The organism is Vibrio sp. S457-15 (assembly GCF_000960545.1).
In the GTDB taxonomy this organism is placed as follows: Bacteria; Pseudomonadota; Gammaproteobacteria; order Enterobacterales; family Vibrionaceae; genus Vibrio; species Vibrio parahaemolyticus.
This window is the reverse complement of record NZ_JYOQ01000174.1, coordinates 74,339-96,754: the sequence shown is the minus strand read 5'-3', so window position 1 is coordinate 96,754 and position 22,416 is coordinate 74,339. Positions and strand designations below refer to the sequence as shown.

Sequence of the window (22,416 nt, the reverse complement as noted above, 5' to 3'; positions counted from 1 at the left end):
CTGCATAAACAAAAAATACAAATTCCTCGTCAGTTTTCTCGTACTATATGCGGTAACAATCTGGTAGACTCCAGCGCAGATTGTTGAATATAAAAAGGTGATTGAATGTCTTTTCCTGTACTCATCTGTGATGATTCAGCGTTAGCACGCAAGCAGATGGCTAGATCACTGCCAGCAACATTGAATCCGGATATTACGTTTGCTATCCATGGAAAAAATGCGCTTGAAGAATTAGCGCAAAAAGAATTTAAACTGATGTTTCTTGACCTCACCATGCCAGAAATGGACGGTTTTGAAACCTTAGAAAACATGCAGCGTTTGGGAAACAAAACGCCAGTTGTGGTTGTGTCGGGGGATATTCAACCCAAAGCCAAAGAGCGCGTTTTCGCGTTAGGTGCCAAAGCATTTATTCAAAAGCCCATCGCAAAGGATGAGCTAAAAAACGCCCTCAAAGAGCTGATTGAGCCAGAGCCTCGACCGCTTATCATCACACCAAGTGTTATTGAGCTACCAATTCTCCGCCGACGCGATATTTACATGGAAGTGGCGAACGTTTCTATCGGCCGAGCTGCCGACGCGTTAGCTCGCCATTTTGACGTATTTGTTCAACTGCCTTTACCAAACGTGAATATCTTTGAAGTGAGCGAGCTTCACATGGCGCTGCGTGACTTGGCATCGCACGATAACGTCTCAGGCGTTTGTCAGGGCTTTTGTGGCGAAGGCATTGCCGGGGAAGCATTGGTCATTTTGAGTGACTCTAGCGTATCGGATCTGAAAAAGCTGATGAAAGTGCCAGCCGACAGTGAAGAGCTTGAAGAACTCGAGCTGTTGATGGATATCTCTAACATCTTGGTTGGCTCGTTCCTAAATGGTTTAGGCGAGCAATCAGAAGTGCGCTTCTTCCAAAGTCCGCCGGTATTGCTTGGTCAGCACATTTCGATTGATTCCATTATTGAGTCCACAACGGGCGCATTCAAGCGCACAATGACGTTTGAAGTGAGCTACAACATCGAAGGCACATCGATTCGCTGTGATTTGCTGTTTATGTTTGTTGATGAATCGCTGCCATTGCTTGACAACAAACTCGCATACTTAATGGAGGAGTTCTAATGTTGAATATGCCAGCAGAGTTTGAACAATTCCATTGGATGGTCGACATGGTACAGAACGTCGATATGGGTTTGGTGGTGATTGATCGAGATTACAATGTTCAAGTCTGGAACGGTTTTATGACGCACCACAGCGGTTTGCAATCGCATGAGGCAATTGGCCGTTCGATCTTCGATATCTTCCCGGAAATCCCGCCGGAATGGTTTAAGTTGAAGACGAAACCCGTGTACGACTTGGGTTGCAGAAGCTTTATTACGTGGCGTCAACGTCCGTATTTGTTCCGCTGCCGCAACGTACGCCCTGTTACACAACAGGCGGAGTTTATGTACCAGAACGTAACGCTTAACCCAATGCGAACACCAACTGGAAAAATCAACTCACTGTTTTTGTCTATCCAAGACGCGACAGCAGAAGCTTTGATGTCGCAACATAAATAGCGATTGAAATTTATTCGTTAAAAGCCAAGGGGAACCTTGGCTTTTTTGTATACTTATAATTGTGTTTCCCCAATGCGCAGAACGTAAATATGGACTTTAATCTCGCCTTAAAACTCTACACCGCCGAGCAAGTCAAAAACGGAGAAGTGGTTGCCGCCCACATGGCAGGCGTTTCTATGTATAGCCTAATGCAGCGAGCTGGCATGGCTGTTTACGAACGATTTCTTCATTTATACCCAAGAGCGAAAAACGTTCTTGTCGTTTGTGGCAAAGGCAACAACGGCGGCGATGGCTACGTGTTTGCATCCCTTGCAAAACAAGCTCAGTTGAATGTTCAAGTTTTTCAAATCGGTGAAGTAACGCAGCTTCAGGGCGATGCTTTGCGTGCGTATCAAGACTGGCAAACCGTTGATGGTAAAAACAGCAGTTGGGATGATTGGAATACTGCATTACTTGAAGCGGAAGTGATCATCGACGCTATGTTAGGCACGGGGCTAAAGGGTGAAGTCCGAACTGAATATCGTCGCTACATAGAGCAGATCAACCAAATTCAGTGCCCTGTTATTGCGGTCGATATCCCGTCCGGCTTGTGCGCTAACACTGGCTCAGTTTTAGGTGACGCAATTCAAGCTGACCATACAGTTACGTTTATTGGCGTTAAGCAAGGGTTATGTACCGCTCAAGCGAGAGACCGAATTGGCGAGCTGCACTTTTGTGGCTTGGGCGTCAACGTGGAATTCGATTCCATAGAAGAAGAAAGCTCACTGGGTATTGACCATAAAGTCATCCCTCGTTTGCTCCCAAAGCCAAAAGCGACCGCTCACAAAGGCGATAACGGTAAATTACTTTGCGTCGGCGGGAATCAAGGTATGTCTGGCGCAATCCGTTTGTGCGCGTCTGCGGCGGTTCGAAGTGGAGCAGGGTTAACAGCAAGTATTACGCACCCAGATAGTTTCATCCCTCTGCAGGTCAGTTGCCCAGAAGTGATGAGTCAAAGCATAACTACGGATTTACTCAGAGATACGGAAAACGTGCTCACTAAGCGTATTCGCTGGGCGGATGTTTTGGTGTTTGGCCCCGGTTTTGGCGACGATGAGTGGGCGTATCAAGCTTATCAATACCTATCTCAAGAACAAAAGCCGAAAGTTGTGGATGCGGATGGTCTAAATATTCTGGCAATGTTAAGTCAACGATGTGATGGCACATTGGTGTGTGACAACCAACGCGTCATCACTCCTCATCCGGGAGAAGCCGCTCGTTTGTTAAATGTGACCACTAAACAGATTGAAAGTGATCGATATTCCGCAGCACGCCAACTGCAAGAACGCTATGGTGGCGTAGTGGTGTTAAAAGGTGCAGGAACGCTGGTTTTTGATGGTGTCAGAATGTATGTGTGCCTCGCAGGTAATCCGGGCATGGCGACGGGCGGAATGGGTGACGTACTTTCTGGTGTGATTGGTGCACTGCTTGCCAAAGGTTTACCGATCTCTATCGCAGCGCGATTAGGAGTCATGATTCATAGCCACGCAGCCGATCTCAATGCAGAAAAACATGGAGAAGTGGGATTATTAGCCACAGATGTCGTGGAGACTCTTCGCGCTGCGACTCATATTCAGCGAGCGAAAAACTGAATCTCGGGCGAAAATGTGACTTTAAAAGTGAAATTTCTTTAATGATCTTTGAGATGTATACGCGAGATTGAAGATTAAACGGTTGAGTTTTAATCATCTTTGAGAGGTATATCGGCCAAGATAAAAGTGAATGACGCAAAGGTTTGCGCAATGGATTAGCTTTTAGGTTTTCTTAAGTTGTTGAATTTGTTAATTAAGAAGAAAAAAGAGTGTCTTGAAAGGGATTTTTGATATGCGATTTTCAAGATGGTAACACAAAAAAAATGCAAATATCAGACTTGTAGGAAAGAAATCACAGCCTATAATGCTGAAAACCGGAGCGTCTGCCAACGCTCCGGTTTTTTTGTGTCCGAAGAACAGTGAACCCGTCTGCCAACGGTTTCACTACGCACTCTGAGATGACACATATACATATGAATCAAGGAATTACACAATGCGTATCGAACAAGAACTTAAGTTAGGTTTTAAAGATGTACTGTTTCGCCCGAAACGTTCTACCCTGAAAAGCCGTTCTCAAGTAAATTTAACCCGCGATTTTACATTCAAGCATAGTGGTCGTCAATGGTCTGGTGTGCCTGTAATCGCAGCGAACATGGATTCAGTTGGTAGCTTTGAAATGGCTAAAGCACTGGCTGAGCATGGTGTAATGACAGCCGTTCACAAACACTACACAGTGAACGACTGGGCAGACTTCGTAAAATCTGCTGACAACGCAACGCTAAAAAACGTGATGGTGTCTACGGGAACTTCTGACGCAGATTTCCAAAAAACAAAAGATATCATGGCGCTTTCTGACGAGCTCATCTTTATCTGTGTTGATATCGCGAACGGCTACTCAGAGCATTTAGTTGAGTACGTAGAGCGTGTACGTGCAGAGTTTCCAGACAAAGTGATTTCTGCGGGTAACGTGGTTACTGGTGATATGTGTGAAGAGCTTATTCTTGCTGGCGCAGACATCGTAAAAGTGGGTATTGGTCCAGGTTCAGTATGTACTACTCGTGTCAAAACGGGTGTGGGTTATCCTCAGCTTTCTGCAATCATTGAGTGTGGTGATGCGGCGCACGGCCTTGGTGGTATGATCATCGGTGACGGCGGTTGTTCATGCGCTGGTGACGTATCAAAAGCGTTTGGCGGCGGTGCAGACTTCGTGATGTTGGGCGGTATGTTAGCGGGTCACGAAGAGTCAGGCGGCGAAATCATCGAGAAAGATGGTGAGACTTTCATGAAGTTCTACGGCATGTCTTCTCAGTCGGCGATGGACAAGCACTCTGGTGGTGTGGCTAAGTACCGTGCCGCTGAAGGTAAAACTGTACTACTGCCATTCCGTGGCAGTGTTCATGGTACGATCTCAGATATCCTTGGTGGTGTGCGTTCAACCTGTACCTACGTAGGCGCAGCGAAGCTTAAAGAACTAACGAAGCGTACGACTTTCATCCGCGTACAAGAGCAAGAGAACAACGTATTCGGTAAAGAGAAGTAATTTAAAACTTCGAATAAATTGAAATCGTAAGAGCCGCAATAGCGGCTCTTTTTTATAGCGCATTGGTCAGTACTGGCTGTGTTTCAACGGCAATTGCCGCTATCTCTTCCAAAACCTCTGGATTCGCAATTGCGCCGATATTTTTAACTGTCTGACCATTCACGACCTGCTTTACTGCCAGTTCAACCGTTTTACCGGAACGCGTTCGTGGAATATCACTGAGTGCGAAGATCTTGCGCGGGACATGTCGCGGTGAGCACTTCGTTTTCAACGTTTGGCGGATCAAGTCAGTCAGTTGTGGCGTTAACTCAACACTTTGGCTTAATTTGACGAATAACCAGATCTCTTCAGATTGCTGGCTCAGCTTACCGACGGCAATCGAATCTTCGATACCCGATAGCGAATTCACTTGTTGATAGATTTCTGCTGTACCAATACGTACTCCGCCGGGATTGAGCGTTGCGTCGCTTCGGCCGTAGAAGATAAAGCCGCCGTTTGCGGTTTGCATGACGTCATCACCGTGGTGCCAAGTATCCTCAAATTTGCTCCAGTAAGCATCGTGATAACGTTCGCCATTGTCATGCCAAAAGCCGATAGGAAAGTTTGGCAGCGAGTTGTTACATGTCAGTTCTCCGCGTTGTGAAACTACTTCGCTCCCTGCGTCATCAAGCACTTTTACCTTGTTGCCGAGCCCCGCGCCTTGGCATTCCCCTTTGTAGACGGGAGAGATCGGGTTACCAAGAACAAAGCAGCCACAAATGTCGGTTCCGCCTGCGATGGAAGCTAAGTGTAAATCCTGTTTGATATGTTGATAAACGTAACTGAACTGCTCTGGATAGAGCACGGAACCTGTGGAGCATAAGGTCTTCAGCGAATCCAAATTATGCTCTGACCGAGGCGAATAATTGGCTTGCTCAAGCGCTTCGAGATACTTTGCAGAGGTACCAAACAGTGACACCGACTGTTCTTCCGCCAAGCGCCAAAGCACAGAATGGTCGGGGGACACGGGGCTACCGTCGTAAATCACCAACGTGGCACCGCTCGCGAGTGCAGAAACATGCCAGTTCCACATCATCCAACCACAAGTGGTGTAGTAGAAAACCTTGTCGAGAGGTTTAATATCGCAGTGCAGCTGATGTTCTTTCAAATGATTGAGTAAGGTTCCCCCTACGGAATGGACAATGCACTTAGGCTGCCCTGTGGTTCCTGACGAATATAAAATGAATAACGGGTCATTAAACAGCGCTGGTTGGTAGTGAATAGCTTGTGGAGTAATGTGTTCAGACAACTCCTTCCATGTGATGAAGTCGGAGTCGGATCGTTCGTCTCTTGGTGTTAATTCGCTGCTTGGCGTTAAATAGTCAATTTGGCAAACGTTGATGATGTTTCCGAGCTTGCTACTAATCGCTCGGTTTTTTTGCGTCATATCGAAGATCTTGCCGCCAAATTGGTAGCCATTACAACAAAACAATACTCTGGGTGTCACTTGGCCGAATCGCTCCAACACGCTGTCGACGCCAAAGTCTGGAGAGGTCGATGTCCAAATAGCACCGAGGCTGGTGGTCGCGAGCATCGCGATTACTGTCTCAGGAAGGTAGGGCAAGTAGGCCGCCACGACATCTCCTTTGCCGACATCATTTGCAATCAACCATTGTTGGACGATGGACACTTGCTCAATCAATTGTTGGCCAGAGAGCTGTTTTTGCTCGCCACTTTCATTGCTGAAAACAATCAATTGTCGCTCTGGCGATTGCTCTGCGTGTACAAGTAAATTCTGAGCGTAGTTAAGGGTTGTATCGCAGAACCAAACCGTATCTCTGTTGATATTTGGTGAGTTTGAATCGCTCCATTTTGGCTCGCCTAAACTTTTGACTTGTGAACCTAACTTGCCAACGACTTTACAAAATTGCCAAGTGTGCTGCCAAAATGCGTCATTGTGTTCAATAGACCAGCGGTGTAATGACGCATAATCGCTAATCTCATTACTTGCGCTGTTTCGTGCATTAGTGCTCTCGATAAATCGAAGCAGGTTACTGTCTCTGACTCGCTCAGCAGATGGCGACCAAATAGGAGTTTGGCTTGGCATAGTTCCCTCTATATTCAATCCATTGTTAACTTACATTGATCAAAAAGGGCGAGCATCATCATGCTCGCCCTTAGTCGGTTTATTTATAGTTGTTCAGCGAGCTGAGGCAATATCTCAAACAGATCGCCGACTAACCCATAATCCGCCACTTCGAAGATTGGGGAGTCTGGATCTTTGTTGATAGCGACAATCACTTTCGACTCTTTCATGCCGGCAAGGTGTTGGATTGCTCCAGAGATCCCGACGGCAATGTAAAGCTTAGGCGCGACGATTTTACCGGTTTGACCGACTTGTAAGTCGTTAGCGACAAAACCTGCATCCACAGCAGCGCGAGACGCCCCAATCGCTGCGCCGAGTTTGTCGGCGACTTTTTCGATAAGCTCGAAGTTCTCTTTGCTACCCACGCCACGACCGCCAGAAATTACGATTTCAGCAGCCGTCAGTTCAGGCCGTTCAGATACAGTTTTGTCGATTGAAACTAGCTCCACGACAGGGGATTGAGCCGAGGTTTGCTGATGCTCAATATCGACTTGGCTGTTGCAAGCAACAGGATCAAAAGCAGATGCGCGCACGGTGACCACACGTAAACTGTCATTTGAAGTCACTGTAGCGAAAGCGTTGCCCGCATAAATTGGGCGTATAAACGTTTTGTCATCCACCACTTGAACGATGTCAGAGATCTGTCCAACTCCACATTTGGCGGCGATACGTGGCGCAAGATCTTTCCCTTTGGATGAGGAATTGGCCCAGATACCGTCAAAGTCTTCGGCAAGTCCAACAACAACTGGCGCGATATTTTCCGCGAATTGGTGCACCAGCGATTCGTCGTCAATGCAAATCACTTTAGCAATGCCATCAACTTGGCTTGCTTGTTGGGCAACGTCTTCACACTGATAACCAACCACGAGCAATGTGTTATCTTGGCCCGCTTGACTTGCGGCATTCACGACTTTCAACGTATCGGCGTGCAGTTGGTTGTTGTCATGTTCTGCAATAATTAGATTCTTCATGAAATCACCTTCGCTTCGTTACGTAGCTTATCGAGAAGTTCTGAAACAGACTCCACTTTGATACCGGCTTTTCTTTGCGCTGGTGGGGTAACTTCCGTGATGGTTTGGCTAAACACAACTTCAACGCCCAAGCTCTCTGGTGTGATCGTGTCGAGGGGCTTACGTTTGGCCTTCATGATATTAGGTAGGGAAGCGAAGCGAGGCTCGTTTAAACGCAAATCAGTGCTGATCACCGCTGGCAAGTTCATTGCTACCGTCATCAATCCACCATCGACTTCTCGCACCACCTGCACTTTTTGGTCTTCAATTTTTACATCTGATGCAAAAGTAGCCTGAGGCCAGTCAAGCAAAGCGGCCAGCATCTGCGCGACTTGGTTGTTGTCCGTATCGATCGATTGTTTGCCGGTGATCACCAGTTGGGCTTGCTCTTGTTCAACAATCGCTTTGAGCAACTTGGACACCACGAGCGGCTCAATCTTGTCCGCCGTGTCGATATGAATCGCGCGATCTGCTCCAAGTGCTAGGGCCGTGCGCAATTGTTCCTGACATTGTGTGCCGCCAGCACTCACAACGATGACTTCTTCTGCAATCCCTTGCTCTTTTAGTCGAACCGCTTCTTCAACGGCGATTTCGCAAAACGGGTTGATAGTCATCTTGACGTTATTGGTTTCAACATCGCTGTTGTCCGGTTTAACACGGACCTTAATGTAAGGATCAATGACCCTTTTAATTGGCACTAGTATTTTCACGTTAGATTCCTTTTTACAGTGAAGACTATCTGTTGACACTGAAGACGATGTGTTGACGTCTTTAAATTGATGTTAATTTACCTTTACGTTTGCGTCAACTTTAAATATATTGTTGATTAACAAGTTGGCAACATGCAAAAGAGGAAGGGAATACAACCATGGAAAGAGACTGCATGGAGTTTGATGTTCTGATTGTTGGTGCGGGCCCGGCGGGCTTGTCTGCTGCCTGTCGCGTCAAACAGTTGGCAATGGAAAAAGACCAAGAAATTTCAGTTTGTGTTGTAGAGAAAGGTTCGGAAGTGGGGGCGCACATTCTCTCTGGCGCGGTGTTTGAAACGCGCAGTTTGGATGAGTTGTTTCCGGATTGGAAAGAAAAGGACGCGCCGCTCAATACCAAAGTCAATCAAGATAAAACCTACTATTTAAGTAACGAACTTAATGGTCATGAACTGCCGACGTGGGCAGTGCCGAATACGCTGCATAACGATGGTAATTACATCATCAGTTTAGGTAGTTTGTGCCGTTGGATGGCAACCCAAGCAGAAAACCTAGGCGTAGAAATCTACCCTGGCTTTAGTGCTAACCGAGCCATTATTGATGAACAAAACCGTGTTTGTGGCGTGCTTACTGGGGACATGGGGTTAGATAAAAACGGCGAGCAAAAAGCCAATTTCGAGCCGGGTATCGAACTTCGCGCTAAGTTTACGCTGTTTGCCGAAGGTGCCAGAGGTCATATTGGTAAGCAATTGATTAACAAATTTAATCTCGCTGAAGATAAAACGCCACAGCACTATGCGATTGGCTTTAAAGAGCTGTGGGAAATACCTGCAGAGCAACATCAGCAAGGATTGGTTGTGCATGGATTAGGTTGGCCGTTGGCAAACGAAGCGAGTGGTGGCAGTTATCTTTATCATCTTGAGGGCAACCAAGTTGCTGTCGGTTTGATTGTTGACCTCAATTACAAGAATCCTCATTTGAGTCCGTTTGACGAATTTCAACGTTTTAAACATCACCCGATGATTGAACAGTACCTAAAAAATGGTAAACGCATCAGCTATGGTGCGAGAGCCATTACCAAAGGTGGTTTTCACTCCCTTCCTACACAACAATTCGCGGGTGGCTTGTTGATTGGCTGCGATGCTGGAACACTCAATGGATCCAAAATCAAAGGTACGCACACTGCCATGAAATCAGGCATGATTGCGGCGGAAGCAGTCGTTGAAGCGATTTTAAATCAATCGGTTATTGCCGACTATCAAAGCCATTTCAAACAGTCATGGCTATATGAAGAGCTTTATCAAGCACGCAACTTCTCTAGCGGAATACACCGTTTTGGCTCTTGGTTAGGTGGTGGTTTAGCGATGTTGGAACACAACGTGTTAAAAGGCAAAGCAAAGTGGAATGTACGTTGTGAACATCCCGATCATCAGTCTTTGATTCTGGCGGAAAACAGCGATGAGATCCTCTATCCGAAGCCTGATGGCGTGTTGAGTTTCGACCGTCTTTCTTCCGTCTATTTATCCAATATTTTCCATGAAGAAGACCAACCGTGTCATTTGCAGCTTGCCAGCCAGCGCATTCCTATCGAACAGAACTTGGCGCTCTATGCAGAGCCCGCTCAACGCTACTGTCCTGCTGGGGTGTATGAAATTGTAGAAGGTGCAGAGCAAGCCGAATTACAGATTAATGCGGCGAACTGTATTCACTGTAAAACCTGCGATATCAAAGACCCAAGTCAAAACATCACCTGGACGCCTCCTGAAGGTGGTGGTGGTCCCAACTACCCAAATATGTAGTGGTCTGAGAATAATTTTTTATTAACAACTTATTTACTTAAAGTTTGCGTCAGTTCAAATCTTTATCGGTGAACTCGATTGCAACTTAATCTTCAAGGCACTATTCTGATTTTAAATTGACGTTTACGTAAACTGAATTAAAAGTTGATGCATAGGTGTAGAAGCGGTTACCAGTATCAAAGTGAAGTTTGATATCGAAATAGTGCTCAAGGAAACGCACTCAAAATGAAAGGGAGATCAACTATGGTATCGGAAACACCTCTTTTGCAGGTAAACGATATTTCATTGGCCTTTGGTGGGGTGAAAGCGTTAACCGACGTGAGCTTCCATGTGAACGAGAAGGAAATTTTCTCAATCATCGGTCCCAATGGTGCTGGTAAAACCTCGATGCTCAACTGCATCTCTGGCCGATACACTCCGAACAAAGGGTCGGTCATCTTTGCTGGAAACGACGTAACCAAACGTACACCGAGTCAACGCGCTGAGTTAGGTCTGGGCAGAACCTTCCAAAACTTAGCCCTCTTTTCACACATGTCTGTGCTCGACAACATCATGGTTGGCCGACACCATCTGTTGAAAAATAACTTCGTGACAGGCCCACTTTACTGGTTCTCTAACGCACAAAAAGAAGAGATGGCGCACCGCAAATACGTGGAAGACGTGATCGATTTTCTTGAAATCCAACACATCCGCAAAGCCACCGCTGGCACGCTTTCTTACGGTTTACGTAAACGTGTCGAGCTTGCGCGCGCAATAGCATTAAGACCAAAACTTCTTTTACTCGATGAGCCGATGGCCGGTATGAACCTTGAAGAAAAGGAAGACATGGCACGTTACATCATGGATCTGAATGAAGAACTCGACATCACCATCATCATGATCGAACACGACATGGGCGTGGTGATGGATATCTCCAATCGCGTGTTGGTTTTGGATTTTGGTAAACACATTGCAATGGGCGAACCGGAAGAAGTGATGGCGAACCCACACGTGAAACAGGCTTATTTGGGTGAAGAACTACCGACATTAGAGGAGAGTGCATAATGGCACAGCAACATAATGATTGGGCAGATATAACCAGCTTAGATACCTTTCCAAAAGTGTTGCAGCACAATGCCAAGCACTGGCCAGAGCAAGTGGCAATGCGTGAGAAAGAGTTCGGTATTTGGCGAGAGTTTACTTGGCAGGATTACGAAAACCGAGTCAAGTGGATGGCATTATCGCTACAAGATTTAGGCATCGGCGAGCAAGATGTGATTGGCCTGTTGGGGGATAACCGACCTGAATGGGTTTGGGGTGAACTGGCTGCGCACGCGATCAAAGGCTATTCACTGGGTATCTATCAAGATTCCATGCATGAAGAAGTGGCGTACTTAATCAACTACGCCAAAGCCAAAGTTGTGATTGCCGAAGATGAAGAGCAATGCGACAAACTGCTTGAGCTTGGGGATGAAATTCCAAGTGTGGAATACATTATTTACTGCGATCCACGCGGGATGCGCAAATACGATGATCCGCGACTGATTGATGTTGAGCAGGTCTACAAAAAAGGTCAGCTGATCGATAAAGCTAACCCAGACAAGTATCTCAATATGGTTGCCGCAACCAAAGGCAGTGATCTCTCGATTCTTTGTACCACTTCGGGTACGACCTCAAAACCGAAACTGGCACAGCTACACAGCGGCTCCTTTTTAGATCATTGTGCGGCTTACTTGCGTGCGGACCCACGTTCTCCGGGTGACAACTACGTTTCTGTACTGCCTCTGCCTTGGATCATGGAGCAGGTGTATGTGGTTGGTCAGGCGTTGATTTCGCGTCAAATCGTCAACTTTGTTGAAGAGCAAGAAACCATGATGTCGGACTTACGCGAGATTGGCCCGAACTTTGTGCTGCTTGCACCGCGCGTGTGGGAAAACATTGTGGCGGATGTGTCTGCACGCATGATGGATTCCACACCGTTCAAGCAGAAGATGTACAAACTCGGTATGAGCTTAGCGAACAAAGCACTGGATCAGGGCAAGCGTTCTAAGCTGGCGGAATGGATCCTTCTGCGCGCTCTACGCGACCGTTTAGGTTTCTCGAATCTGTCTTCTGCGGCTACCGGTGGTGCGGCGATGGGACCAGACACGTTCCGTTACTTGCAAGCGATCGGTGTGCCACTCAAACAGCTTTATGGTCAGACCGAAATGTGTGGTGCGTACACCGTGCATAAAGCGGATGATGTGGATTACGACTCCGTCGGTGTGGCGTTTGATAATGCGGAAGTGAAAGTCATCAACCCAGACAGCAATGGGGTGGGTGAGATCATTGCGAAAAGCTCGGGCATGTTTACCGGCTATCTCAATAATCAGGCCGCGTACGACGAAGATGTTCAAGATGGTTGGATGCACACAGGCGATGCGGGCTACTTTAAAGATTCTGGCCACTTAGTGGTGATTGACCGTTTGAAAGACATGTCGGAAACCAGCCACGGCGACCGTTACTCTCCACAGTTCATTGAAAACAAACTCAAGTTCTCGCCATTTATCGCAGAAGCGGTGGTGGTGGGCAAAGGCCGACCTTGGCTCTCCGCAATTATCTGTATTCGTTACGCGATCGTCGCGAAGTGGGCGGAACAAAAGGGGATTGCGTTTACCAACTACACCAACCTTTCTGCACAGCCAGAAGTGTACAAAGCGATTCGTGAAGAAGTGCTCAAAGTGAATGTATCGCTGCCAGACGCGCAGAAGATCAGCAAATTCATTCTGCTTTACAAAGAGCTGGACGCGGATGACGGCGAGCTAACTCGTACACGTAAAGTGCGTCGTGGTGTGGTTGCCGAGAAATACGGTGACATCATCGAAACCATTTACAGCGCCGCGCCGACTGTGGACGTCGACACGGTGATCACTTATCAGGATGGAACCAAGACACGCATTCAAACGTCGCTGGTGATAGAAACGCTTATTCAACATGAGCTGACACTGGTGGATAGCGAACAACGGAGGATCGCATAGTGAATACGGATTTATTACTGCAACTCGTCATTAATGGCGTGATCGTCGGCATGTTGTATGGCGTGGTCGCCATGTGCTTTGTACTGATTTACAAATCAACTCAGGTGGTGAACTTTGCTCAGGGTGAGTTTCTACTGATCGGTGCATGGGTGTGTTGGGCTGCATTGGTTCATCTACAGCTGCCATTTTTCGTCGGCTTCTTACTCACTCTCGCCTTTATGATGGTGTTTGGTATCGCCGTGCAAACCATCGTGCTCAGGCCGTTGATTGGTGAGCCGATCATCTCGGTGATCATGGTGACCATCGGTTTGTCGATGTTCTTCCAAGCGCTGATGAAATGGATGTTTGGTGTGTCTGCGGTGTCGTACCCACAGGTATTTGAAACTAACGTGGTTAACATTGGCGGTCTGAACGTTGAGTTTGCTTACATCCTCAGTTTGATCTTCTCGATGATCATCATGGGCGCGTTCTACTGGTTCTTTAAATTCAGCAAGATGGGTTTGGCGATGCGAGCGACGGCATTCAACCAACAAGTAGCCCAGAGTCTTGGCATTTCCATCAAGAAAGTGTTCGCCATCAGTTGGGCTATTTCGGCGATGGTATCCGCGACAGCAGGGATTGTTATCGGGATCGTAAATGGCGTATCAGACGCGCTCTCTATCATCGGTATTAAAGTGTTCCCAGCGGTTATTTTAGGTGGCTTGGATTCAGTGGTCGGCGCAATCGTCGGTGGTATCACCATCGGGGTGCTGGAGAACTTGGCTGAGTTCTTTGATAGCCAATACCTGCAAGTGGGTAACCTTTACAACATCGCACCGTTCTACGTGCTGTTAATCATTCTTGCCTTCAAGCCATACGGCCTGTTTGGTACCAAAGATATTGAGCGTATTTAAGGAGAAATACTATGGCTCAACTTAGCATGCGCCCATGTGGGGATTTTCGAACCACATACAAAAGTGATACGCCAATTTTTGAAACCAAAACCATCAGAAGCCTCGCGATAGCGGGTGTGATCGCCATGCTGGCCGCACCGCTGGTATTGGATATTTACTTCCTTAACCTGTTTATTCAGATTGCGTATCTCGGTATTGCGGCCCTTGGTTTGAACATTTTGGTTGGCTTCACCGGACAAATCTCGCTAGGTCATGGCGCGTTCTTTGGCTTTGGCGCGTTTGCATCGGCTTGGCTGAATAACCAGTTCAACATTCCAGTCGTGTTTGCGATTCCGCTCGCGGGTTACTTAACCATGATTGTCGGGATGCTGTTTGGTCTGCCAGCTGCGCGAATTAAAGGCTTATATCTCGCGATTGCGACTTTGGCTGCGCAGTTTATTTTAGAGGACTTCTTTGCTCGTGCAGACTGGTTCAGTGGCGGCTCATATGGTGCTGGTGCAAATCCTATCAATCTGTTTGGCTTTGAGTTTACGACCGATGAAAGCTTCTTCTACATTGCTCTGTTTGCGCTGATCTTTATGTACATGTGGGCATCGAACTTGATCCGCTCTCGTGATGGTCGCGCGTTTGTCTCGGTACGAGATCACTACCTGTCGGCAGAAATCATGGGTATCAACCTAACCAAGTATCGTCTGCTCTCATTTGGTGTGTGTGCGTTCTATGCAGGCATCGGGGGTGCACTCTACGGGCATTATTTAGGGTTCGTATCAGCAGAAGGTTTCACCATCATGATGTCTATCCAGTTCTTGGCAATGATCATCATTGGTGGCTTGGGTTCCGTCAAAGGCACATTGATGGGTACGATATTTATCGTATTACTGCCAGAAGTATTGGAGTTTGGCGTGACGGGGCTGGCTGCGTTTAGCAATAACACTTCGTTCGTTGATGGGCTTGCTTACTTCAAAGAAATGGCGATCGGCTTGGTCATCATGCTGTTCCTGATTTTCGAACCTCAAGGGTTATCGCATCGCTGGCAACAGATTCGAGCATATTGGAAACACTATCCGTTTTCTTATTAACGTGTAATTAAGTGGAATATACCTCAATAACAAGGACAACGAGTTATGAACAAAGGACATTTAGCGACAACGTTGGTGCTATCTTCGGCACTGTTTACTACCGCAACTTGGGCAAAAGACTCTGTATTCGTCGGGCAATTGGTCGACTTTTCCGGACCAACGGCGTATGTGAGTAAGCCTTATGGTTCTGGCGTGCGAGACGCATTGCACTGGATTAACCAAAACGGTGGTATTAACGGTACTGAGCTCGAATTTGAAACGGTAGACATGGCGTATAAAGTGCCAGTAGCCATTTCCAACTACAAACGTTGGGTGGCGCGCAAAAACATGGTTGCGCTGCAAGGCTGGGGGACAGCTGATACGGAAGCACTGATCTCGTTTGTGACCAAAGACAAAGTGCCGGTGTTCTCTGCCTCTTACTCTGGTCACTTAACTGACCCAACAGGCAAGAACCCTAAAACCGCGAAACCAGCGCCTTACAACTTCTTCTATGGTGCGTCGTACTCGGATGCCTGTCGTGCGCTAGTGAAATGGGCGAAAGAAGATTGGGAGTCAAAGGGTAACCAAGGTGCGCCGAAATTTACCCACATTGGTGATAACCACCCATTCCCGAATGCACCAAAAGAAGCGTGTGCAGAATATGCAGAAGAGCTTGGTTTTGAAGTGCAAAACCCAGTCGTTGTGTCACTCAAGCCGGGTGATTTCAAAGCGCAATGTCTGTCGCTGAAAGAGTCTGGCACTAACTACGGTTACATTGCCAATATCGGTAGCTCGGTTATCTCACTCGTGAAGTCTTGTAACACGGTTGGTACAGAGTTCCAGTACATGGCGAACATTTGGGGCGGTGACAAACCAGTACTTGAAGCGGCGGGTGACGGCCTTAAAGATTATGTTTTCCCTGGCATGACGGCGTTTTGGGGAGACGATAACGAAGGCATGAAACTGGTTCGTGAGATTTCTAAGCAGTCTGAATCAGAGCCGGGCGAGTTTAGAACTCACCACTACATTCGCGGCATTTGTTCTGCGTTCTACATGAAAGAAGCGATGGAGTGGGCGAAAGACAACGGTGGCATTACGGGTGAAAACATCAAGAAGGGCATGTATGTCCATGACAACTGGGTCCCACAAGGCTTAGAAGGTGTTTGTGTACCTGCGAACTGGAAGCCGGAAGATCACCGTGGCACAACAACCGTGAACGTGTTTATGGGTAACAACAACGGCGGCGCAGTCGATATTAAGAAAGTGTCCCAAGTGACATTGTCACGTCGTGACGATTGGCTAGGTTACTAATCGACGACTTATTAATAACAAAGCTTACTGAAAATAAGGATGGGTGAGAGAACACTCTCACCCTAGCAAGGAGTAGTTTGATGGCTGAATTAGCAACGAATATCGAACCGGCAGAAATACTGCTTTCAGTGAACAACATTGAAGTCGTCTACGACGAAGTAATACTAGTACTTCGCGGTGTGAGCTTAGAAGTTCCAAAAGGGCAGATTGTGACCTTACTGGGTGCCAACGGTGCGGGTAAATCCACAACGTTGAAAGCCATTTCTGGTTTGTTGAAAACCGAAGATGGTGAAGTGACGCGCGGCGAAATCAACTTCATGGGCGAGCGTATCGACAACAAGAGCCCTGAAGAGATTGTTCGTTCGGGCATTTTCCAAGTGATGGAAGGGCGTCGAATTGTCGAAGACATGACGGTTATCGAGAACCTTCGTTTAGGTGCGTTTACCCGCAACGACAACGAGGTCGAGAAAGACATCGAAATGGTGTTTGATTACTTTCCTCGACTCAAAGAACGTACTGGTCTCGCGGGCTATTTGTCGGGCGGTGAGCAGCAGATGTTGGCTATTGGCCGCGCATTGATGGCGCGCCCGAAAATGATCTTACTTGATGAGCCGTCTATGGGGCTTTCACCACTGTTGGTGAAGGAAGTGTTCAGCATCATCGAAAAGATCAACAAAGACCAAGGCATTACCATGTTGCTGGTGGAACAGAACGCAAACTTTGCACTGCATGCCGCCGATTACGGCTACATCATGGAGTCAGGCAAGATTGTGCTCGATGGTACTAAACATGAGCTGCTTAATAACGAAGACGTGAAAGAGTTCTACCTTGGTGGCGGCGATGAAGAGCGCAAGAGCTTCAAGAATCTTAAGTCCTACAAACGTCGTAAGCGCTGGCTTTAAGGAGTGATGATGAACGAATTATTCGATGCAAAAGAGTCTTTATCTTCCGCTGAGAGAGAAGAATCGTTGTTTCAACGTCTGCCGACACTGATTGAAAACGCAAAAGCGAACAGCGAGCACTACGGCAACATCTTCGCAGATATAGACGCGTCAAAAGCAAGTAATCGTGAAGGGCTCGCCCAGTTTCCGATCACTCGCAAATTCAATGTCCCAAACCAGCAGCAACTCAAGCCGCCGTTTGGTGGTTTAAACAGCGTTGCAATCGGCCAGATGGCGCGCGTATTTCAATCTCCGGGGCCTTTGTATGAGGCGCAAACGGATGAATCGGACTTCTGGCGAATGGGACGCGCGTTTCATGCTGCAGGGTTTTGCCGTGGGGATTTAGTCCACAACACGCTCTCTTATCACTTCTCTCCGGGTGGATTCATTATGGATGGCGGTGCTAGAGCGTGTGGTTGCGCGGTATTTCCGGCTGGGGTAGGTAATACCGAAGCGCAGATTGAAGCGATCAAACAGCTTCAGCCGACGGGTTACACGGGAACGCCATCTTATTTGTTGACGCTGCTACAGAAATACCAAGAGCAATACGGCGAGTTACCTAGTTTTACCAAAGCGTTAGTTTCTGGTGAAGCCGTCACCGCAGATATGCAACAAGCGTTTACGGACAAAGGGATTGCTGTATTTCAAGCCTACGCGAGTGCCGAGCTTGGTTTGATTGCGTATCAAGTTGCTGGCGAGCAAGGCTTAGTGATTGCCGAAGATATTATTGTTGAAATCGTTGATCCCGACGGTATACCAGTACAACTGGGTGAGGTCGGAGAGGTGGTCGTTACCTCGCTTGATGACAAGTTTCCGCTGATTCGGTACGCAACGGGAGATTTATCGGCTTATTTAGACTCAGACTCCGATTTGCCACGCACAAATGCGCGAATAAAGGGTTGGATGGGGCGTGCGGACTCGGCGGTGAAAGTCAAAGGGCTGTTTGTTTATCCGCATCAAATCCAAGAAGTGTGTCGTCGTCATGAAATCAAAGGTTCTTTGAAGATTGAGCGTGAAGGCTTCAGCGATACCATCACATTCTGTTGTCATGATGTACATGTATCGGCAGAGGACATTCAAGCAACACTTCAATCCGTCACCAAACTGAAAGGCAATGTTCAGTTTGTCGCAAACGATGCGGATCAGCCCTTGATCAATGATTTGCGCAGTTAGATGAATAATAAGAACAGTCACGTCATTAACAACGTTAAACATCAACACTAGGCATCTAATGCTAGGCTATCAACGAAAAAGGGATACCGAGATTCATCGCGTATCCCTTTCTTTTTTTGAGTGCATGCTTTTGTTGAATGTGTGCATGTAAGCGAGAACAAGAACGATGAAAAGCAAAGGTTCACCAATCATCAATGAACAATTTTGGGATGCGCTGTTTTTTAACGGCACGATGCCTTGGGATCGTAACCAAACGCCAAACGAGCTGAAGCACTACTTAAAGCGCATTGCTAACAAGACTCACTCGGTGTTTATCCCCGGCTGCGGCGCAGCTTATGAAGTAACGCATTTTGTCGATTGCGGACATGACGTTATCGCAATGGATTACAGCGCAGAAGCCGTCAATCTTGCGAAATCTCAGCTTGGTCAACATCAAGATAAAGTGATGTTGGGGGATGTATTTAATGCGGACTTTTCCCGAGCGTTTGATGTGATTTATGAACGCGCATTTTTAGCCGCACTACCGAGAGAAATATGGGGTGATTACTTTGCGATGATTGAGCGTTTGCTACCAAGTAATGGCTTGCTGGTGGGGTATTTTGTTATCAGCGACGACTACCGATCGCGTTTTCCTCCTTTTTGTTTGCGCAGCGGAGAGATTGAACAAAAGCTAGAGGCCAATTTCCACCTAATCGAAAGCGCACCCGTTACCGACAGCGTTGATGTCTTCAAAGGCAAAGAACAGTGGATGGTGTGGCAGAAGAAATGAGGCCATGGTAATTCAATCTGACATTGTTGGTGATCTTTAGTTGTCCAATTACCTATTAGTAGTTTGGTAGTTGACTCATTTTTGGATTAGATATGGAGACATAGATGATACCGAATAGACACCTTGCTATCCTCGAACTCCATTGCCTAGACTTTAATCTGATTACCCATGCTAAACGAAGGTATTCTTCATGAAAATAATGTCTAAATGTAATGTGTTCGTTATCTCTTTATTCACTTTGGGGCTTTTAGGCTGCGCAAGCACGAAAGACAATATGGTGGCCAAAGGGTTTCCTGTTCAATATGCAGAGGGTTTTGATGACGGGTGTCACAGTGGATACAAAGCGGCTGGAAGCTTGTTTGATGAATTTAAGAAAGACATTTCCCGATTTAACTCTGATAAAAAGTATGCTCAAGGTTGGTCTGATGGATTCAGACAGTGTGAGAGTGAACAGGAAGCAATTGAGCGTCAAACCCGAATAACAATAGAGCAGCAAAAACTGATTGAACAACGCAAAGCCAATGAGCGCTCAGAGACATATCTTCTTGAAAAACATGCATTAGAAGGAGTCGATACAAGCGGACTTGAGAGTTTAACCCCCAAGTAGCGGTGGAGTATTGTGATTGCGAGTCGATGTGCTTTCCATACATTTAGTATTTCGCAAAACGACGTAGATGTATGGAATGGGCAGCAGTCGTTTACTATAACTGGCGGTCGCGCGGAACTTCACTTTGTCCAAGGACGGGTTGAGTCTCGTATAATCAAATAGCGATAGCAGCTGACGTTTGATTACCCTCCATAATAGGTAGAAAGGTATTCCAGAATGGCTTCTCGGTCGTCGCCTGATAAATCTTCCATTCCTTGCTCCTCAATCATCCAGTCGAGGGTTTCATCCCATCTTTGGCGGCTTAGTCCTTGTTGTGTGACCATGTGTAACGAATGACAGGCTGAGCAGACTGCAGCGACGAGATCCATATTCTCTCCTGGCTCTAATATCCCATCACCAGCTGATTTGACCTCCATTTCAGATGAAGCAGTATTCCAATCTGGTGGCGTCGGGTTTTGGGTCGCTAGCCATGCAATGATTGCGGCTCGCGCACCCGGGTCTTTTACGCCGGGAAAGACCATGTTTGTGCCCGGAGCAAACTCCGATGGTGACGCCAAAAAAGCATCCAGTTTTTCGGCGTCCCATTGACCTTGATGCTGTTTGATTGCTTCGCTGTAATTGAAGCCCTCAAAACTGGCGATATTGCGCTCTGCTAGCCCCCATAAGGGCGGGCCAACCACCGTTACGCCATTCTGCTCAAACTGATGGCAGGCTTTACAAACCATGGCTTGCTGCTCGCCTGCTGCAATCAACTCGTCGTTACTCGCAAGGACAGGGTCGCTCAACAAAGCCAAAAGGGTGAAAGCGAGCGGGAGTACCCGCTCTGATGGTTGTTTTGTTCTCACCGTGTTATGTCCCCTAATTTCTCACCATTCTGCTACAGACTCTTTAGCTTCGTACAATCAATGCAATGCGGTGGAAAGTGTTGTTGAGGTAACCTTTCGGATTCCATGCGATGGCAAAAGGCTGGCTGACGCCTTGATCGTCAGTCGCTTTCGCCCACACTTCGTAGTAACCCGCTTGAGGGAACTTCACCTTAGCATTGAACGTTTGCCAAGCACCGTCGTTAGCAGGAGCTGCGAGGTCGGCATCCATCCATGTTGCGCCAAAATCAATCGAAATCTGCACTTTGGTCACTTTTCGGTCGCCAGACCAAGCATGTCCGCGAATGGCGATTTCATTGCCATTGACTTCTGTGTTGGTTTGCGGAGAGGTGATGAGAGATTTTACTGGCATGCGCTCTATGATCTCGAAATCCTCTTTCGCCACGTTTTCTCCCGGGGCGACAGGTCGGTTAGGGACTCGATAGGAAGTGCCTGTCATCTTTGGTCCATCGTGTATTTGATCGCGAATTTGAATGCGAGTGAGCCATTTTTGCGAACAAGAACCTGGCCAACCTGGAACCACTAAACGCAATGGCGCGCCATTCATAGGGTGAAGCGCTTCGCCGTTTTGGGCAAAGGCGATGAGATTTTCACTGCTCATGGCTTTAGCAATGGGGACGCCACGAGAAATTGGTAACTTGCCTTCTTTGCCTGAAAGATGCTTGTCGGCACCATAGTGCGCGGTGTAAATGGCTCCGTCTTTTACGCCTGCGGCTTTGAGCACGTCGGCCAAGCGAACGCCTGTCCAACTAGAGCAAGCCACAGCGCCGTAAGTCCATTGATTACCGGATGCTTTGGGATCAAAGAAAGCACGGCCGTTACCGCCACATTCAACGACCAGTTGTTGCTCTACGACATCGAAGTTCTTTTTGAGATCGGCAATCGACAGCGACATTGGTTTGTCGACCAATCCATCAATGGTCAACGTCCAAGTTTCAGGGTTTACGTCTGCTGGTGGAATACCGTTGTTGCGAATGAAATGGCGTCGAGTTGGAGTTACGTCGTCATTCAACAAATGGGGTGGGGTTTCTGCATTCATCGGTCTGTCGTTGAGGACCGTTAAACCGTCTTTACCTTCGATCATGACGTCATCAAGACCCTCTGCAAAAGCTGCGGGGATGATGCCAGCCGGCATATTGCGATGGAATGGGATAAATCCACCAAGCGCGGCGGCCATGGTCGCTAAACCAGCGCCTTTTAGAAAACCGCGCCTGTCTGGGTAGCTGACTCGTCCAAAGACTTTCTCATCCGCAGATTTGGGATTGTTTTCATAATACTTATAGATCCCTTGCGGTTTGTTTTTCTCGTTCTCACTCATGATGTGTTCCTTTGTCGGCACACGCCCAAGAACTGCTACGTCATTCTCGTCCCTTAGTTCGTATCGCCGATCTCTACAGTTGCCTTACTAAAGGTTTTACATCAATAAAAGTAGACGACTATTTATAGTCTTAACAACATCGGTAAGAAACTAGACTGCTTGTTTTG

Annotated in this window: 19 protein-coding genes; 14 read left to right on the top strand and 5 right to left on the bottom strand. The window is 47.3% G+C overall.

Annotation, left to right across the window (positions count from 1 at the left end; translation table 11 throughout):
- Positions 1–105 precede the first annotated feature (105 nt).
- From UF05_RS17765 to UF05_RS17750, 4 genes are all read left to right on the top strand, one after another.
- Positions 106–1,110, top strand: a complete 1,005-nt coding sequence (locus UF05_RS17765) for a response regulator (protein WP_005463571.1) — start codon at positions 106–108, stop codon at positions 1,108–1,110.
- Entirely contained in the window at positions 1,110–1,547 is a 438-nt protein-coding gene (locus UF05_RS17760) for a PAS domain-containing protein (RefSeq protein ID WP_005463573.1), read from the top strand. The genes UF05_RS17765 and UF05_RS17760 overlap by 1 nt, the downstream gene beginning before the upstream one ends.
- 89 nt (positions 1,548–1,636) lie before the next feature.
- Entirely contained in the window at positions 1,637–3,178 is a 1,542-nt protein-coding gene (locus tag UF05_RS17755) for a bifunctional ADP-dependent NAD(P)H-hydrate dehydratase/NAD(P)H-hydrate epimerase (protein WP_045545455.1), read from the top strand.
- Positions 3,179–3,611: 433 nt separating this feature from the next.
- Complete coding sequence (locus tag UF05_RS17750; protein ID WP_005463577.1) at positions 3,612–4,658, top strand: GMP reductase; 1,047 nt, start codon at positions 3,612–3,614, stop codon at positions 4,656–4,658.
- 52 nt (positions 4,659–4,710) lie between these two features.
- Here the strand turns inward: UF05_RS17750 and UF05_RS17745 are convergent, their stop codons facing one another.
- The 3 genes from UF05_RS17745 to UF05_RS17735 all read right to left on the bottom strand — a co-directional run bounded on the left by UF05_RS17745 (position 4,711) and on the right by UF05_RS17735 (position 8,503).
- Positions 4,711–6,744 carry an acetoacetate--CoA ligase gene (locus UF05_RS17745; RefSeq protein ID WP_045545454.1) on the bottom strand — a complete coding sequence of 678 codons (2,034 nt, stop codon included), beginning with the start codon at positions 6,742–6,744 and terminating at the stop codon, positions 4,711–4,713.
- An 83-nt stretch (positions 6,745–6,827) separates the two neighbouring features.
- The gene (locus UF05_RS17740) at positions 6,828–7,754 is read right to left on the bottom strand and encodes an electron transfer flavoprotein subunit alpha/FixB family protein (RefSeq protein WP_045545453.1); all 927 of its coding nucleotides are present in this window, start codon (positions 7,752–7,754) and stop codon (positions 6,828–6,830) included.
- Positions 7,751–8,503 carry an electron transfer flavoprotein subunit beta/FixA family protein gene (locus tag UF05_RS17735; RefSeq protein WP_017447395.1) on the bottom strand — a complete coding sequence of 251 codons (753 nt, stop codon included), beginning with the start codon at positions 8,501–8,503 and terminating at the stop codon, positions 7,751–7,753. The genes UF05_RS17740 and UF05_RS17735 overlap by 4 nt, the downstream gene beginning before the upstream one ends.
- A 158-nt stretch (positions 8,504–8,661) precedes the next feature.
- Between UF05_RS17735 and UF05_RS17730 the strand changes: the two genes are divergently transcribed.
- The 10 genes from UF05_RS17730 (at position 8,662) to UF05_RS17685 (ending at position 20,047) form a co-directional block, all read left to right on the top strand.
- The gene (locus tag UF05_RS17730) at positions 8,662–10,299 is read left to right on the top strand and encodes an electron transfer flavoprotein-ubiquinone oxidoreductase (RefSeq protein ID WP_045545452.1); all 1,638 of its coding nucleotides are present in this window, start codon (positions 8,662–8,664) and stop codon (positions 10,297–10,299) included.
- 243 nt (positions 10,300–10,542) lie between these two features.
- Entirely contained in the window at positions 10,543–11,343 is an 801-nt protein-coding gene (locus UF05_RS17725) for an ABC transporter ATP-binding protein (protein WP_005463591.1), read from the top strand.
- Positions 11,343–13,295, top strand: a complete 1,953-nt coding sequence (locus tag UF05_RS17720) for a long-chain fatty acid--CoA ligase (RefSeq protein WP_045545451.1) — start codon at positions 11,343–11,345, stop codon at positions 13,293–13,295. The genes UF05_RS17725 and UF05_RS17720 overlap by 1 nt, the downstream gene beginning before the upstream one ends.
- A complete protein-coding gene (locus UF05_RS17715; RefSeq protein ID WP_005463595.1) occupies positions 13,295–14,188 on the top strand; it encodes a branched-chain amino acid ABC transporter permease in 894 nt (297 codons plus the stop codon). The genes UF05_RS17720 and UF05_RS17715 overlap by 1 nt, the downstream gene beginning before the upstream one ends.
- Before the next feature lie 11 nt (positions 14,189–14,199).
- On the top strand, positions 14,200–15,267 hold the full coding sequence (locus tag UF05_RS17710; protein ID WP_006741060.1) for a branched-chain amino acid ABC transporter permease: 1,068 nt from the start codon (positions 14,200–14,202) through the stop codon (positions 15,265–15,267).
- Positions 15,268–15,312: 45 nt separating this feature from the next.
- The gene (locus tag UF05_RS17705) at positions 15,313–16,557 is read left to right on the top strand and encodes an ABC transporter substrate-binding protein (protein WP_045545450.1); all 1,245 of its coding nucleotides are present in this window, start codon (positions 15,313–15,315) and stop codon (positions 16,555–16,557) included.
- A gap of 80 nt (positions 16,558–16,637) precedes the next feature.
- Complete coding sequence (locus UF05_RS17700; protein WP_082064055.1) at positions 16,638–17,459, top strand: ABC transporter ATP-binding protein; 822 nt, start codon at positions 16,638–16,640, stop codon at positions 17,457–17,459.
- Positions 17,460–17,468: 9 nt separating this feature from the next.
- The gene (locus UF05_RS17695; protein WP_045545449.1) at positions 17,469–18,671 is read left to right on the top strand and encodes a phenylacetate--CoA ligase family protein; all 1,203 of its coding nucleotides are present in this window, start codon (positions 17,469–17,471) and stop codon (positions 18,669–18,671) included.
- Positions 18,672–18,837: 166 nt separating this feature from the next.
- Positions 18,838–19,440 (top strand): methyltransferase domain-containing protein, encoded by a 603-nt coding sequence (locus UF05_RS17690; protein ID WP_045545448.1) that lies wholly within the window; start codon positions 18,838–18,840, stop codon positions 19,438–19,440.
- 190 nt (positions 19,441–19,630) lie between these two features.
- Positions 19,631–20,047 carry a hypothetical protein gene (locus UF05_RS17685; protein WP_020838025.1) on the top strand — a complete coding sequence of 139 codons (417 nt, stop codon included), beginning with the start codon at positions 19,631–19,633 and terminating at the stop codon, positions 20,045–20,047.
- 182 nt (positions 20,048–20,229) lie between these two features.
- Here UF05_RS17685 and UF05_RS17680 read toward each other — a convergent pair whose 3' ends face one another.
- Together UF05_RS17680 and UF05_RS17675 are read right to left on the bottom strand one after the other, a co-directional pair.
- Entirely contained in the window at positions 20,230–20,892 is a 663-nt protein-coding gene (locus UF05_RS17680) for a c-type cytochrome (protein ID WP_025632073.1), read from the bottom strand.
- A gap of 43 nt (positions 20,893–20,935) precedes the next feature.
- A complete protein-coding gene (locus tag UF05_RS17675) occupies positions 20,936–22,249 on the bottom strand; it encodes a molybdopterin-dependent oxidoreductase (RefSeq protein ID WP_025556166.1) in 1,314 nt (437 codons plus the stop codon).
- Positions 22,250–22,416: the final 167 nt, after the last annotated feature.